15 protein-coding genes are annotated in these 15,022 nt (G+C 63.7%); 5 read left to right on the top strand and 10 right to left on the bottom strand.

Annotated features, from left to right (window positions below; all coding sequences use genetic code 11):
• Nucleotides 1-44: 44 nt before the first annotated feature.
• The gene (locus tag FXV83_RS33170) at nucleotides 45-686 is read right to left on the bottom strand and encodes a tetratricopeptide repeat protein (RefSeq protein WP_187436329.1); all 642 of its coding nucleotides are present in this window, start codon (nucleotides 684-686) and stop codon (nucleotides 45-47) included.
• Nucleotides 687-823: 137 nt separating this feature from the next.
• Complete coding sequence (gene htpX, locus FXV83_RS33175; RefSeq protein WP_148743772.1) at nucleotides 824-1,759, bottom strand: zinc metalloprotease HtpX; 936 nt, start codon at nucleotides 1,757-1,759, stop codon at nucleotides 824-826.
• 302 nt (nucleotides 1,760-2,061) lie between these two features.
• Between htpX and FXV83_RS33180 the strand changes: the two genes are divergently transcribed.
• From FXV83_RS33180 to FXV83_RS33190, 3 genes are all read left to right on the top strand, one after another.
• Nucleotides 2,062-3,363: a lytic murein transglycosylase gene (locus FXV83_RS33180; protein WP_148743773.1), complete on the top strand. Its 1,302-nt coding sequence runs from the start codon at nucleotides 2,062-2,064 to the stop codon at nucleotides 3,361-3,363.
• Nucleotides 3,364-3,470: 107 nt separating this feature from the next.
• Entirely contained in the window at nucleotides 3,471-3,974 is a 504-nt protein-coding gene (locus tag FXV83_RS33185) for a DUF1993 domain-containing protein (protein WP_148743774.1), read from the top strand.
• Between the two features lie 172 nt (nucleotides 3,975-4,146).
• The gene (locus FXV83_RS33190) at nucleotides 4,147-5,250 is read left to right on the top strand and encodes an alkene reductase (RefSeq protein ID WP_148743775.1); all 1,104 of its coding nucleotides are present in this window, start codon (nucleotides 4,147-4,149) and stop codon (nucleotides 5,248-5,250) included.
• A gap of 195 nt (nucleotides 5,251-5,445) precedes the next feature.
• Here FXV83_RS33190 and FXV83_RS33200 read toward each other — a convergent pair whose 3' ends face one another.
• The 7 genes from FXV83_RS33200 to glpD form a co-directional block, all read right to left on the bottom strand.
• Complete coding sequence (locus FXV83_RS33200) at nucleotides 5,446-7,188, bottom strand: ABC transporter substrate-binding protein (RefSeq protein WP_187436337.1); 1,743 nt, start codon at nucleotides 7,186-7,188, stop codon at nucleotides 5,446-5,448.
• 128 nt (nucleotides 7,189-7,316) lie between these two features.
• Nucleotides 7,317-7,646, bottom strand: a complete 330-nt coding sequence (locus FXV83_RS33205; protein WP_148743778.1) for a DUF2160 domain-containing protein — start codon at nucleotides 7,644-7,646, stop codon at nucleotides 7,317-7,319.
• Nucleotides 7,647-7,658: 12 nt separating this feature from the next.
• Nucleotides 7,659-8,465 (bottom strand): carbohydrate ABC transporter permease, encoded by an 807-nt coding sequence (locus tag FXV83_RS33210; protein WP_148743779.1) that lies wholly within the window; start codon nucleotides 8,463-8,465, stop codon nucleotides 7,659-7,661.
• Nucleotides 8,465-9,439: a carbohydrate ABC transporter permease gene (locus tag FXV83_RS33215; RefSeq protein WP_148743780.1), complete on the bottom strand. Its 975-nt coding sequence runs from the start codon at nucleotides 9,437-9,439 to the stop codon at nucleotides 8,465-8,467. Before FXV83_RS33215 ends, FXV83_RS33210 begins: the two co-directional genes overlap by 1 nt.
• Entirely contained in the window at nucleotides 9,439-10,524 is a 1,086-nt protein-coding gene (locus tag FXV83_RS33220) for an ABC transporter ATP-binding protein (RefSeq protein ID WP_148743781.1), read from the bottom strand. The genes FXV83_RS33215 and FXV83_RS33220 overlap by 1 nt, the downstream gene beginning before the upstream one ends.
• Before the next feature lie 12 nt (nucleotides 10,525-10,536).
• Entirely contained in the window at nucleotides 10,537-11,616 is a 1,080-nt protein-coding gene (locus tag FXV83_RS33225; RefSeq protein WP_148743782.1) for an ABC transporter ATP-binding protein, read from the bottom strand.
• On the bottom strand, nucleotides 11,613-13,163 hold the full coding sequence (gene glpD, locus FXV83_RS33230) for a glycerol-3-phosphate dehydrogenase (RefSeq protein ID WP_148743783.1): 1,551 nt from the start codon (nucleotides 13,161-13,163) through the stop codon (nucleotides 11,613-11,615). The genes FXV83_RS33225 and glpD overlap by 4 nt, the downstream gene beginning before the upstream one ends.
• 260 nt (nucleotides 13,164-13,423) lie before the next feature.
• Here glpD and FXV83_RS33235 point away from each other — a divergent pair, with 260 nt between their 5' ends.
• Both FXV83_RS33235 and FXV83_RS33240 read left to right on the top strand, forming a co-directional pair.
• Nucleotides 13,424-13,705 carry a type II toxin-antitoxin system Phd/YefM family antitoxin gene (locus FXV83_RS33235; protein ID WP_148743784.1) on the top strand — a complete coding sequence of 94 codons (282 nt, stop codon included), beginning with the start codon at nucleotides 13,424-13,426 and terminating at the stop codon, nucleotides 13,703-13,705.
• Nucleotides 13,702-14,127 carry a type II toxin-antitoxin system VapC family toxin gene (locus FXV83_RS33240; protein WP_148743785.1) on the top strand — a complete coding sequence of 142 codons (426 nt, stop codon included), beginning with the start codon at nucleotides 13,702-13,704 and terminating at the stop codon, nucleotides 14,125-14,127. Before FXV83_RS33235 ends, FXV83_RS33240 begins: the two co-directional genes overlap by 4 nt.
• A gap of 4 nt (nucleotides 14,128-14,131) precedes the next feature.
• Here FXV83_RS33240 and FXV83_RS33245 read toward each other — a convergent pair whose 3' ends face one another.
• Complete coding sequence (locus FXV83_RS33245) at nucleotides 14,132-14,980, bottom strand: DeoR/GlpR family DNA-binding transcription regulator (RefSeq protein ID WP_148743786.1); 849 nt, start codon at nucleotides 14,978-14,980, stop codon at nucleotides 14,132-14,134.
• Nucleotides 14,981-15,022: the final 42 nt, after the last annotated feature.

The raw sequence follows: 15,022 nt of genomic DNA on the forward strand, positions 1-15,022 counted from the left end.
CCCACAAGGGGAGAGGGACAAGCGGCGAGCTTGCCTCTAAATCTTCACCTTCTCGGCGCGGCGATGCGGGTTGGCTCAGCGTTCGAAAGCTCGGCGAGCTTCGCGCGGGCCGCCTCGCGCGTGCGGCCGTCCTTGCTGGTGGGCAGCGCCAGGGCCGCTTCGAAATCGGTGCGCGCGTCGTCCGCCTGGCCGCGGGCGAGGAACGCCAGGCCGCGATCGAAGCGAGCCTGCGCATCCGACGGGTCGAGGCGGACTGCCGTGTTGTAGCTCAGGATGGCGCGGTCGAGATCGCCCTTGGCGGCGAGCGCAAGGCCACGCTGGTGATAGGGCGCGGCGAGCTTGGGATCGAGCGCGATCGCCTCGTCGTAGTCGGCAATGGCGAGCTCCGCCTCCCCGTTCTGCCGGCGCGCGAGGCCGCGGTCGCGATAGAGCGAGGCGCGGTTGGGATTGAGGTGAATGGCCTGGTCGAAATCGGCGACCGCCCGACGCCAGTCGCCATGGCGCAACGCGATCCGTCCGCGCCCCTCATAGGCGAAGGCGATCAGCGAGCCGCGGAGCGGCGAGAAGCCGATCACGGCCGAGCAGATGTCGAGCTCGTCCTCGTCACCGCAATTCACAACGGTGTGCGTGGACAGGCCGATGAGCACGCCCAGGACGATCAGCAATGGCACCGCAGCTTTGGTCATCTTCGACGGTGGCCAGCGACAGGCCGGCCACGCATCCCCTTTCGAAGCAATCATCTGGCAGCGGTGTTAGCATCGGCTTGAACGCTCCTGTGTGCGCCAGGTCACAAAGCCGGACAGTATTTGTAGCCGGGTCCGTATCAGCCCCAAGGACCACGCGACGACGAGCGGCCCCACGGGCTTCGCGGCGGATAGTTCTCATTGGCGCCGATCGACGCGGTCGCCTGCGCGCCGAGCTCGGCCGCGAGCTGCTGGAGCGCCGCGATGCGATTCTGCGTCGAGGGATGGGTGGCGAAGAGATTGTCGACGCCGTGGCCCGACAGCGGATTGATGATGAACATATGCGCGGTCGCAGGGTTTCGTTCGGCCTCGAAGTTCGGGACCTGATGCGCGGCGCTATCGAGCTTCACCAGCGCCGACGCGAGCCACATCGGCTGGCCTGCGATGCGTGCGCCGAGATTGTCGGCGGCGTATTCGCGGGTGCGGCTGATCGCCATCTGCACCAGCATGGCACCGAGCGGCGCCAGGATCATCATCAGGATCGAGCCGACGATGCCGAGACCATTGTTGTTGTCGCGGTTGCCGCCGAAGAACATGCCGAACTGGGCAAGCATGGAGATCGCGCCGGCGATGGTCGCAGTAATTGTCATCAGCAGCGTGTCGTGATGCTTGATATGCGCGAGCTCGTGGGCGATGACGCCGGCGAGCTCCTCGCGGTTGAGCTGGTGCATCAGGCCGGTGGTGACGGCAACGGCGGCATTTTCGGGATTGCGGCCGGTTGCGAACGCATTGGGCTGCGGCTCGTCCATCAGGAACACGCGCGGCATCGGCAGGCCGGCGCGCCCCGCAAGCTCGGCGACGAGACCGACCAGCTCCGGCGCGCTGGCACGATCGACCTCGTGGGCGCCGTACATGCCGAGCACCATACGGTCGGAGTTCCAGTAGGTGAAGAGATTGGTCGCCGCAGCAATAACGAGCGCGATCATGGCGCCGGAGGCGCCGCCGATAAGGTAGCCGACACCCATGAACAGGGCGGTGAGGCCTGCGAGGAGGATTGCGGTACGAAAATAGTTCATGGCCGTCTCCCGGACCGGCCGTGGCCACTGGAGGCGCGGCGGGCCGGCGCTGTTGAGGTAGGGATGACCCCGCCCCGCCCGCAAGGTTTCATGGTGCGTCGCGGAGCCGCGGCTACGCTCAACGTTGCTTTTTCCGTCATGCCCGGGCTTGTCCCGGGCATCCGCGTTCTTCGTAGACGCAAGGACCGAAGCGCGTGGATGGCCGGGACAAGCCCGGCCATGACGAAGGGATGGTTTGAGGCGCCCACTTCACATAAGCTTTAGCGAGATTCCACCGCGCCCTTCTGTCTGCCGGAAACCCCATGCTCCAAACACGCCTCGCGACCGCGGCCGTTGTCCTTGTCGCTGTTTCCTTTCCTGCTTCCGCCCAATTCCTCCCGCCATCCGCAAAACCCGCCGCGCCCAAGGCGACTGCGCCGTCGCCCCGCGCGGCGTCGTGCCACAATGGCGCGAGCTTCGATCGCTTCCTGGCCGACGTGAAGCAACAGGCGGTTGCCGCAGGCGTGTCGCAACGGACAATCGCGCAGGCCTCGCCCTACCTCGTTTACGACCAGGGCATCGTCAACCGCGACCGCGGCCAGCGCGTGTTCGGCCAGCTCTTTACCGAGTTTGCCGGCCGTATGGCGGCGCCCTATCGCATGCAGAACGGCCAGCAGCACATCAAGACATATGCGGCCGCATTCGCGCGCGCCGAAAAGGAATACGGCGTGCCGCCGGCGGTGATTGCCGCGTTCTGGGGCCTCGAGAGCGATTTCGGCGCCAACATGGGCAATTTGCCGACGCTGAAATCGCTGGTGTCGCTGGCCTATGACTGCCGCCGCTCGGAGATGTTCGTGAACGAAACCATCGCCGCGCTGAAGGTGATCGATCGCGGCGATCTCTTGCCCGACGAGATGATCGGCTCCTGGGCCGGCGAGCTCGGCCAGACGCAGTTTTTGCCGGTGCACTACGTCAACTATGCCGTCGACTATGACGGCGATGGACTGCGCGACCTCTTGCGCAGCGGACCCGACGTGATCGGCTCGACCGCGAACTATATCGCCAACGGCTTGAAGTGGCGGCGCGGCGAGCCATGGCTGGAAGAGATCAAGGTGCCGCAAAACCTGCCATGGGATCAGACCGATCTTTCGGTGCAGCAGCCGCGCTCGAAATGGGCGCAGCTTGGTGTCACCTATCCCGATGGCCGGCCGCTGCCGAACGACAATCTCGCGGCCTCCGTGCTGCTGCCGATGGGACGGACCGGGCCGGCCTTCATGGCCTATCCGAATTTCGCGGCTTACACCGAGTGGAATAACTCGCTGATCTATTCGACCACAGCGGGCTATCTGGCCTCGCGCATCGCGGGCGCGGCCCCGATGCGCAAGCCGTCTGCGCCGGTCGCGCAACTGCCGTTCAACGAGCTCAAGGAATTGCAGCAGCTCCTGGTCCGCGCCGGCTTCAACGTCGGCAAAGTCGACGGCGTGCTGGGCCAGCAGAGCCGCGCCGCCGTCAAGGCGATGCAGGTCAAATACGGCCTGCCCGCCGATTCCTGGCCCACTGCCGAGCTACTGGCCCGCATGCGCGGCGCTACGGCGCAGGCCCAGCCGGCGGGAACGATCCGGTAGAATTTTCGCACCGCACAAGCCGCTCCCGCGATTGTATTTTTCCATGACGTTCCCATGTGAGTGGCTCAGGTTTCTCCTGAGATCCCCACCATGAGAGCGAGCATCACATGTCCTTTTATGACGCCGTCGTCCCCGCCTATTTGCAAATGCTGAACAGCCTCATCGGCCTGCTCACCAAGGCAGAAGCGCATTGCGCGGCCAAGAAGGTCGACCCCGCCGTCCTGCTGGGATCCCGCCTCTTCCCGGACATGCTGCCGCTGTCGAAACAGATCCAGCTCGTCAGCGATTTCGCCGCCAAAGGCTGCGCGCGGCTGACCCACAGCGAAGTACCCTCAAGCTCCGACACCGAGACGAGCTTTGGCGAATTGAAGCAGCGGCTGGCAAAGACGATCGACTACGTGAAATCGTTCAAGCCGGAGCAGTTCGAGGGCGCCGACGCCAAGGACGTCACCTTCCCGGCCGGTCCCGACAAATCCATCACCATGAAGGGGCAGCAATTCCTGAGCGCATTCTCGCTGCCGAACTTCTATTTCCACGCGGCGATCGCCCACGGCATCTTGCGTCACAACGGCGTCGATATCGGCAAGCGCGATTTCCTCGGCGCGAACTGAGCTTCGATATGGCCGCAGCGAAAACCCGCTGCCGTGATCCAAATTGCACATGAATTATGCTACGCGGACGTTGCCGCGTAGCTCGCCTGCACTTTCCGTATGGCTCTTCTCTTGCACTGGTTGCCGCAATGCACAAGTGTTCGGAACCTCTCATTGCCTGGAAGCGAATCCCATGAGCCGTCCGACCAAATTGTTTGAGACCTACAAGCTCGGCCCGATCACGCTTGCGAACCGTTTCGTGATGGCGCCATTGACGCGCAACCGGGCCGTGCCCGGCAGCTTCGTGCCGAGCCCGCTTGCCGCGGACTATTACGGCCAGCGCGCCTCCGCAGCCCTGCTGATCACCGAAGCGAGCCAGGTCTCGCAGCAGGGCCAGGGCTATCAGGACACGCCAGGCATCTACACCAAGGAGCAGGCCGCCGGCTGGCGCAAGGTCACCGACCGCGTCCATGAGCGCGGTGGAAAGATCTTCATCCAGCTCTGGCATGTCGGACGCATCTCGCATGTCGCGCTTCAGGCCAATGGCGCCGCTCCGGTGGCGCCGAGCGCGATCCGCGCCAAGGGCAAGACCTTCGTTGGCGGCACTTTCGCCGACGTTTCCGAGCCCCGCGCGCTCGAGCTTTCCGAAATTCCAGGGACCATCGAGGATTTCAAGCGCGCGACGCGCTATGCGCTGGAAGCCGGTTTCGACGGCGTCGAGATCCACGGCGCCAATGGCTATTTGCTCGAGCAGTTCGCCAAGGACGGCACCAACAAGCGCCTAGATGCCTATGGCGGCTCCATCGAAAACCGCGCGCGGCTGATGCTGGAGGTTTCGAAGGCCGTTGCCGCCGAAGCCGGCGCCGACCGCACCGGCATCCGCATTTCGCCGGTAACGCCGGCCAACGATATCTCGGATTCGAACCCGCAAGCTTTGTACCACCATATCGTCGACGGGCTCAGCGCCCTGAAGCTGGTCTATCTCCATGTCGTCGAGGGCGCCACCGGCGGCCCGCGCGACATCGCGCCGTTCGACTATGCGGGCCTGCGCAAGCGCTTCTCCGGCGCCTATGTCGCCAACAACGGCTACGACTTCGATCTTGCGACCAAGGTGCTGGATGCCGGCGCCGCCGATCTGATCGCGTTCGGCAAGCCGTTTATCTCCAACCCCGATCTGGTCGAGCGTCTGAAGAAGGGGGCCTCGCTGAACGAGTGGGACAAGAACACGTTCTACGGCGGCGGCGCAAAGGGATATACGGACTATCCGGCGCTGGAAGCGGCCGAGGCGGCGGAGTAAGGCTGCGCGAACGCTTCATCCTCCGTCATTGCGAGGAGCCCTTGCGACGAAGCAATCCAGACTGCCTCTGCGGAAGGACGCTGGATTGCTTCGCTACGCTCGCAATGACGATGTGGGTGCAGAGTGGGCTCCGCACAAAGAAACAAAGAAAAAGGCCGGGACTTCTCCCGGCCTTTCGTGGTTATGAGACGTACCTTACTGCAGCGAGGCGCGCTTGGGCGGGGTTGCCGGCCACGACTTGATCAGCGTGTCGTAGTCGACCGTCTCGCCCTTCGGCTTCTCGTTGGCAAGCTTGCGCTGAGGAGCAATCGTGCCGTCCTTCTGGGCCTTGGCGAACCAGTACTCGGCCGTTTCCTTCTTGTGCAGCTTCGGACCGCAGGCACCCTGCACGCCGGACTTCTCCAGGCGTTCCATGACGGAGTCCTGAGCTGCGGCAAGCGAGTCCATCGCGGCTTGCGGCGTCTTCGTACCGGACGACGCATCGCCGATGTTCTGCCACCACAGCTGCGCGAGCTTCGGATAGTCGGGCACGTTATTGCCGGTCGGGGTCCACTGCACGCGCGCGGGCGAGCGGTAGAACTCGATCAGGCCGCCGAGCTTCGGCGCACGCTCAGTGAACGACTTGTCCCAGATGTCGGATTCACGGATGAAGGTGAGACCGACATGGCTCTTCTTCAGCGACACCGTCTTCGAGACGATGAACTGGAGATAGAGCCAGGCCGCCTTGCGGCGATCCGCGGGTGTCGACTTCAGAAGCGTGAGCGAGCCCGCGTCCTGATAGCCGAGCTTCATGCCTTCCTTCCAGTACGCGCCATGCGGCGACGGAGCCATACGCCATTTCGGCGTACCGTCCGCGTTCATCACGGCGATGCCCGGCTTCACCATGTCGGCGGTGAAAGCGGTGTACCAGAACATCTGCTGGGCGATATTGCCCTGCGCCGGCACGGGACCGGACTCAGAGAAGGTCATGCCCTGCGCTTGCGGCGGAGCATACTTCTTCATCCAGTCCAGATACTTCGTGATCGAGTAGACCGCGGCCGGGCCGTTGGTGTCGCCACCACGTTCGACCGAGGAGCCGACCGGACGGCAGCCTTCCATGCGGATGCCCCACTCGTCGACCGGCAGACCGTTCGGAATGCCCTTGTCGCCGTTGCCGGCCATCGACAGCCAGGCGTCGGTGAACCGCCATCCGAGCGAGGGGTCCTTCTTGCCATAGTCCATATGGCCGTAGACCTTGACGCCGTTGATCTCCTTGATGTCGTTGGTGAAGAACTCGGCGATGTCCTCATAGGCGGACCAGTTCACGGGCACGCCGAGCTCGTAGCCATACTTGGCCTTGAACTTGGCCTTGTAGTCGGGGTTGGTGAACCAATCGTAGCGGAACCAGTAGAGGTTGGCGAACTGCTGGTCAGGCAGCTGGTAGAGCTTGCCGTCCGGTGCCGTGCCAAAGGACTTGCCGATGAAGTCGTTGACCTCGAGCATGGGGTCGGTGACGTCCTTGCCCTCACCGGTCATGTAGTCCGACAGCGCGATGGTCTGGCCGTAGCGGAAGTGCGTGCCGATCAGATCGGAGTCGTTGATCCAGCCGTCATAGACGTTCTTGCCGGACTGCATCTGGGTCTGCAGCTTCTCGACCACGTCACCTTCCTGTATGATGTCGTGCTTGAGCTTGATGCCGGTAAGTTCGGAGAACGCCTTGGCCAGCGTCTGCGACTCATATTCGTGGGTCGTGATGGTCTCGGAGACGACGTTGATCTCCATGCCCTTGAAGGGCTCGGCGGCCTTGGCAAACCACTCCAGCTCCTTCTTCTGGTCTTCCTTCGACAGCGTCGAGGGCTGGAATTCCGCGATCCACTTCTGGATCGCAGCGTCGTCGGCGGCGCGGACCGGCGCCGAGACGGCGAACGACACCGCGATAAGCGCGGCGGCGCTCGACATCGTTAGAAATCTGCTTTTGGTCAATGGACGTTCCCTTCTCCTAAACTGCCGCATGTTGTTCCTCCGTTGCAGCGACAAACTTTATACAGGCCCGGGTTTGCTCCCGGATCTGGCCGTCCCTTCGCGAGCTAGACCGTGCGAAAAATGAGCACGGCCGTGACAAGCGAAATTCCTGATGCGAGCCACAGGCGCGAAATCTCAATGCCCTCCTCGCTGATTGGTAGTGTAGCAAGCGCGTCGGTGCCGATGAAAGCGATCCACAAGAGGTGGATGACCGCGGCCGTGATCAGCGAGATGAACAGGCGGTCGCCCCGGGTGGTCGGGATGCGCAGCACGCCGACACGCTCGGCCTCCGGATAGGCCGCGGCAAGCCAAGTCATCACGGCGAGCGTGCAGGCGAGCGCGACGAAGAAGATCGCGGTCGGCAGCGTCCAGGCCATCCATGCGATGGATTCCATAAAAGCCTCCCCTCACACCCGGCCGAGCGCGAAGCCGCTCGCGATATAGTTGCGGACGAACCAGATCACGAGGGCGCCCGGAATGATGGTGAGCACGCCGGCGGCAGCTAACAGGCCCCAGTCCATGCCGGCTGCCGACACCGTGCGCGTCATGATCGCCGCGATCGGCTTTGTCTGCACCGAGGTCAGCGTCCGCGCGAGCAGCAACTCGACCCAGGAGAACATGAAGCAGAAGAAGGCGGCGACGCCGATGCCGCTCGCGATCAGCGGCACCAGAATCTTGATGAAGAATCGCGGGAAGGAATAGCCGTCGAGGAAGGCGGTCTCGTCGATCTCGCGCGGCACACCGGAGACGAAGCCTTCGAGGATCCACACCGCCAGCGGGACGTTGAAGATGCAGTGCGCAAGTGCGACCGCCCAGGGCGTATCGAACAGCCCGATCGCCGAATAGAGATTGAAGAACGGCAGCGCATAGACCGCCGCCGGCGCCATGCGGTTCGACAGCAGCCAGAAGAACAGGTGCTTGTCGCCGAGGAATCGATAGCGCGAGAATGCGTAGGCCGCCGGCAGCGCCACCGAGATCGAGATGATGGTGTTGAGAACGACATATTCCAGCGAGTTGATATAGCCGGAATACCAGCTCTCGTCGGTGAAGATGCGCTTGTAGTGCTGGAGCGTGGGTGTGTGCGGCCACAACGTCATCGTCGAGACGATCTCGGCGTTGGTCTTGAAGCTCATGTTGACGAGCCAGTAGATCGGCAGCAGCAGGAAGATCAGGAACAGCGCCATGATGACGCGCCGGCCGGGAATTGAGTGCATCAGGCTACTCCTTCCTTTGGCTTGAGTGCGGGCACGGGCTTGAGCCCGGCCGAAGCCTTGAAATCGAGCGCCGGCTCGCTCTCCGCCTGGACTTTGCGTTCGACGCCGGCATTGGTCATGACGGTATAGAATATCCAGCAGACGATCAGGATGATCAGGTTGTAGACCAGCGACAGCGCGGCGGCCTTGCCGAGGTCGAACTGACCGAGCGCGATCTTGACGAGCTCGATCGACACGAAGGTGGTCGAGTTGCCCGGCCCGCCACCGGTGACGACGAAGGGTTCGGTGTAGATCATGAACGAGTCCATGAAGCGCAGCAGCACCGCGATCAGCAGCACCCGGTTCATCTTGGGCAGCTGGATCGCCTTGAACACGGCCCAGCGCGAGGCGCCGTCGATCTGGGCGGCCTGGTAATAGGCCTCGGGGATCGACTTCAGGCCGGCATAGCAGAGCAGCGCGACCAGGCTGGTCCAGTGCCAGACGTCCATGACGATGACGGTGACCCAGGCGTCGATGTCGTTGGAGACGTAATTATAGTCGATGCCGATGGCGTTGAGGACATAGCCGAGCAGGCCGATGTCGGGGCGGCCGAAAATCTGCCAGATCGTGCCGACCACGTTCCACGGAATCAGCAGCGGCAGTGCGAGGATGACGAGACAGGCCGCCACCGTCCAACCCTGGCGCGGCATCGACAACGCGACGACGATGCCGAGCGGCACCTCGATGGCAAGGATCACCAGCGAGAAGAACAGATTGCGCCCGAGCGAGGCCAGGAAGCGGCCGCCGAGATCGGTCGAGGGATCGAGCAATTCCTTGAACCAGCCGACGCCGTTCCAGAAGAATTGGTTGTTGCCGAAGGTGTCCTGCATCGAATAGTTCACCACCGTCATCAGCGGCAGCACCGCCGAGAAGGCGACGACCAGGAACACCGGCGCTACCAGAAACCAGGCTTTTTGGTTGACGGTCTTGTCCATCAGGCGGCTCCCTCCACCAGAAGGCTGTCGGCATAGACGTGGACGTGCGACGGATCGAATTTCAGCCCGGCCGTACCGTCCGAACTGGTGAAGCCGGCAGGCGAGCGCGCCGCGAGCTTGGCATCGCCGACGCGGACGCGCGCGAAGCGGATGCGGCCGAGATCGTCGATGCGATCGATCTTCGCGGTCAGCAGGCCGGGTGCCGGCGTGACCGCATCGACGAATTCCGGACGCACGCCGATCTCGATCTTCGCGCCCGCGGGCAGGCTGTCATAGCTGCGATTGAGCGCAATGACATGGCCGCCGATCCGCGCCTCACGTCCTCTCACCTCAGCCGGCAGGATGTTCATGCCGGGCGAGCCGATGAAATAGCCGACGAAGGTGTGCGCCGGTTTGTCGAACAGCTCGGCCGGCGTGCCGCTCTGCACCACCCGGCCGTCATGCATGACGACCACGGTATCGGCGAATGTCAGCGCCTCGGTCTGGTCGTGGGTGACGTAGATCATGGTGAGGTCGAGCTCGCGATGCAGCGCCTTCAGCTTCGAGCGGAGCTGCCATTTCAGCTCGGGATCGATCACCGTCAGGGGCTCGTCAAACAGCACGGCGGCAACGTCGGAGCGGACGAGACCGCGGCCGAGCGAGATCTTCTGCTTGGCGTCGGCGGTGAGGCGCGTGGCCTTGCGATTGAGATAGGGTTCGAGATCGAGCAGGCGGCCGATCTCGGCGACGCGCTTGTCGATCTCGGCCCTTGGCACGCCGCGATTCTTCAACGGAAACGCCAGGTTCTGCCCCACCGTCATGGTGTCGTAGATCACCGGAAACTGGAACACCTGGGCGATGTTGCGCTTCTGGGTTGACAGCGGTGTGATGTCGTCGCCGTCGAACAGGATTCTTCCGCGGGACGGCGTGATGATGCCGGAAATGACGTTGAGCAGCGTGGTCTTGCCGCAGCCGGACGGCCCTAGCAGCGCATAGGCGCCGCCCTGCCGCCAGGTCATGGTCACCGGTTTCAGCGCAAAGCTGTCCTGCGGCGCATCATTGCCGCCGTAGGAATGGGCTAGATCGACGAGGTCAATGCGGGCCATGGAGCATCTCCCTCAGGAATTGCCCGGTGCCGCGACCAGCCGGTCGGCAGCATCGAAGACAAAAACGTCGTTGGGATCGAGCACGGCATCGATAGTCTGGCCGGGCTCGAACTCGTGCACGCCGTGCAGCACCGCAACCCAATTCGATCCATCGCGGGTCAAATGCACGAAACTCTCCGAACCGGTGATCTCCGTCACCGTCACCGTGGCATGGAAGGCATGGCGGTCAGTCTCGCCATTGGCGAGCGCAAGCTGATGCGCACGAAAACCGACGCGATAGGCGCCGTCGGCCAGCGACGAATAGAGACCAGACGCCGGCGCGGCGATGCCTCCCGCATATTGCACGGAGCCATTCTTCTTCTCGATGCCGACGAGGTTGAGCGGCGGATCGGAGAACACCTGCGCAACCCGCAGCGTCTGCGGCCGGCGGTAGACGTTGGGCGTCTCGCCGATCTGGAGCGCCCGGCCCTCCCACATGCAGACCGTGTTGCCGCCGAGCAGCAGCGCCTCGGTCGGCTCGGTAGTGGCATAGACGAAGATCGCGCCGGACGCCTCGAAGATGCGCGGCAGCTCGGTCCGCAGCTCCTCGCGCAGCTTATAATCGAGATTGGCGAGCGGCTCGTCGAGCAGCACGAGATCTGCGCCCTTGACCAGCGCGCGCGCGATCGCAGTGCGCTGCTGCTGGCCGCCGGAGAGCTGGAGCGGCGTGCGCTTCAGGAACGGCTCGAGCCTGAGCAGCCTTGCGGCTTCCGCCACACGCTTCTCGATCTCCGCGCGCGGCTTGCCCTGCACGCGCAGCGGCGAGGCAATGTTCTCATAGACCGTGAGCGATGGGTAATTGATGAATTGCTGGTAAACCATCGCCACCGAACGCTGGCGCACATCGGCGCCGGTGACGTCCTTGCCGTCGACCAGCACCTTGCCCGTGGTCGGCTTGTCGAGACCGGCGAGCAGCCGCATGATCGAGGTCTTGCCGGACAGCGTCGGCCCGAGCAGCACGTTGAGCGTGCCGCTCTCGAGCGTCAGCGAGACGTCGCGAATATGCGGAACTCCCTCGACGGAGCGCGTCACGTGATCGAGCGTCACGGTCATGAGCGTCCTCCTGCTTCCAGCAGGGGATTTTGCGACACGGCGTGGGTTGCAATCCAGTCGTCCAGGCCCGCGATCTCGTCAGCAGATAGTCGCAGGCCGAGCTTGGAACGGCGCCAGACGATGTCCTCGGCCGTCACGGCCCATTCGTTGGCCAGGAGGTAGCGAACCTCGCGCTCGGTCAGCGTCGCGCCGAAGGGCTGGCCAAGATCGGCCGCCGATTTGGCATCGCCGAGCAGCTTGATGGCGCGGGTGCCATAGGCACGGGCCAGACGGCGCGCGTGCTCGTGGCTGAGGAAGGGATAGCCGCGCTGGAGCTCCGCAATCAGGCCGTCGACATCGGACACGCCCATGTCGCCGCCGGGCAGCGGCCATTTGCCGGTCCAGCCCTCGCGCGCCTTCGCGCTGCGAAGATGAGGCGCAAGCCGCTCCAGCGCCTCTTCGGCGAGGCGGCGATAGGTCGTGATCTTGCCGCCGTAGATCGACAGCAGCGGCGCGCCGCCGGGCATGTCGAGCTCGAACACGTAGTCGCGGGTGGCGGCCTTGGCTTCGCTGGCGCCGTCATCATAGAGCGGACGCACGCCGGAATAGGTCCAGACCACATCCTCTGAAGTCACCGGCTTGGCCAGATATTCGCTGGCGGCAGCGCAGAGATACTGGATCTCCTCGGGTGTCGCCTTCACCTTGGCGGGATCGCCGTCATAGTCGCGGTCAGTGGTGCCGATCAGCGTAAAGTCGTCCTGGTAGGGAATGACGAAGATGATGCGGCCGTCGGCATTCTGGAACATGTAGGCGCGGTCGTGGTCGTAGAGCTTCTTGACCACGATGTGCGAGCCCTGCACCAGGCGCACCTTGGCCTTGGCATTGAGGCCGGCGCCGCGGCCGAGCACGTCCTCGACCCAGGGTCCGCCGGCATTGACCAACGCGCGGGCCTGAACCGACGAGCGGACACCGGTCAGGGTGTCGACCATGCTCACGGTCCAGATGCCGTCGGCCTGGCGGATCTCGCTGGCGCGGGTGCGGGTGCGGATCTCGGCGCCCTTGTCGGCGGCATCGCGCGCGTTGAGCACGACGAGGCGGGCGTCATCGACGAAGCAGTCGGAATATTCGAACGCGCGGGCGTAGCGATTGGGGATCAGCGGGCGACCGACTTCGTCGCGCCTGAGATCGACCGAGCGCGTCGCGGGCAAGAGGTGGCGGCCGCCGATGTGATCGTAGAGGAAGAGACCGAGTCGCAGCAGCCAGGCCGGGCGCAGGCCCGCATGGTGCGGCAAAACGAAACGCAGGGGACGGATGATGTGGGGAGCGATGCCCCAAAGGATCTCGCGCTCGATCAGTGCCTCGCGGACCAGACGAAACTCGTAATATTCGAGATAGCGCAGGCCGCCGTGCACGAGCTTGGTCGACCAGGACGACGTCCCGCTGGCCAGATCGTTCATTTCGCACAGGAAAACGCTGTTGCCGCGACCCACCGCGTCGCGCGCGATGCCGCAGCCGTTAACACCGCCTCCGATAATGGCGAGGTCGAAAATACGCTCCAACAGACGCATCCCCCTGGGACCGCTCGTTCCGTCGAGCGGCTACTTTCGTTTTTGATTAGATCACACCGAAAAACGAAAGCAAGATGAAAGAGGGGAGAAAGGAAGCGAAAGACGGAACTTTTTGGTGGGCAGTCGGATGAAGAAGGCGGCGGCCAAACGGCCGAATTTGTAATCAGAACCTCTGGTGATTGGATGCGTGACCGTGATATATAGTCATTATAGTCATTATAGTCATTATAGTCATTATAGTCATATTGGCTCTTTGCGGCATGACAGATCACAGCACTGCACCCGACTCGTCACCAACTGACACTTGGACGCTTGCCAACGCCAAGGCGCGACTGTCCGAGGTGATCGACCGTGCCCAAAGCGGCCCCCAGATCATCACCCGTCACGGCAAGCCGAATGCCGTGGTCGTTTCCGCAGACGAATGGGAGCGAAAGACCGCGCGCAAAGGCACGCTGGCCGAATTCCTGCTGGCTTCGCCGCTGCGCGGTGCCGACCTCGAGCTTGAACGCGTTCACGATGCGCCACACGACGAGATGCCGTGAACCTGCTGCTCGACACCAACGTGCTGTCGGAGGTTCAGCGGCCGGCGCCTTCCCCGAAAGTTTTGGCGTGGCTTGGTACGATCGACGAGGATCGTGCGTTCATCAGCGTTGCATCAATCGCCGAGCTTCGCCGCGGCATCGCATTGCTGGAGGACGGCCGTCGACGCACGGCGCTGGCTGCCTGGCTCGCCCATGATTTGCCGGAACGGTTTGCCGAGCGTATCCTGCCGATCGACCACGCGGTGGCCGAGCGCTGGGGTGACTTGATGGCGCAGAGCCGCAGAAGCGACGTCGCCCTGTCCGTCATGGATGGCTTCTTTGCCGCGACCGCGCTCGCAAACAACCTCACGCTCGTCACGCGCAATGTAAAAGACTTTGCGGCATTCGGTGTCTCGCTCCTCAACCCGTGGAGCGACGCATAAAATCCTAGCGCAGGCGCACCACAGGCGCCGATTCGGGCGCGGCGTCCTGCACCTCGACCGTCGCATCATCGATATCGTCCGCCGCCTTCGGCATCGCCGCGACCACCTCGATGCCCTTGCTGTGGCAAATCGTTGCGAGGCGCTCCGGCAATTCCTGGTCGGTCACGAAGGTCTGGATCTGGGTGATGTGAGCGATGCGGACCGGCGCGCTGCGGCGCAGCTTGGTCGAGTCCGCGACCAGCATGACGCTGCGTGCGTTGGCGATGATGGCCTGGGCCACCTGCACCTCGCGATAGTCGAAATCGAGCAGCGCGCCCTCCTCGTCGATCGCGGAGGCGCCGATGATGGCGTAGTCGACCTTGAACTGGCCGATCAGCTGCGTCGCAGTCGAGCCGACCACGGCGCCGTCGGCCCGCCGCACCATGCCGCCGGCGACCACCACTTCGATGCGGGGATGACGGTAGAGCAGCATGGCCACGTTGAGATTGTTGGTGATGACGAGGAGATCCTCATGCGAGGTCAGCGCGCTCGCCACCTCCTCCGTCGTGGTGCCGATGTTGATGAACAGCGAGCATCCGTTCGGGATCAGCGAGGCGGCCGCAGCGCCAATCGCTTTCTTCTCGTCCGCGGCGACGAAACGGCGCGCCTCATAGGCGAGATTCTCGACGCCAGAGGCGATAATGGCGCCGCCATGGATGCGCGTCAGCGAGCGGCGTTCGCAGAGATCGTTGAGATCCTTGCGGATAGTCTGCGCCGAGACCTCGAAGCGGCGCGCGAGCTCCTCGACCATCACCCGGCCGGAGGCGCGCGCGATGTTGAGGATTTCGGCTTGGCGATGGGTCAGTCCGGTCACGGCGAGGGCCTCAAGTCAGGAAAGACGCATGGTGCGGCGGTT

The sequence above is a fragment of the Bradyrhizobium hipponense genome (assembly GCF_008123965.1).
Classification (GTDB): domain Bacteria; phylum Pseudomonadota; class Alphaproteobacteria; order Rhizobiales; family Xanthobacteraceae; genus Bradyrhizobium; species Bradyrhizobium hipponense.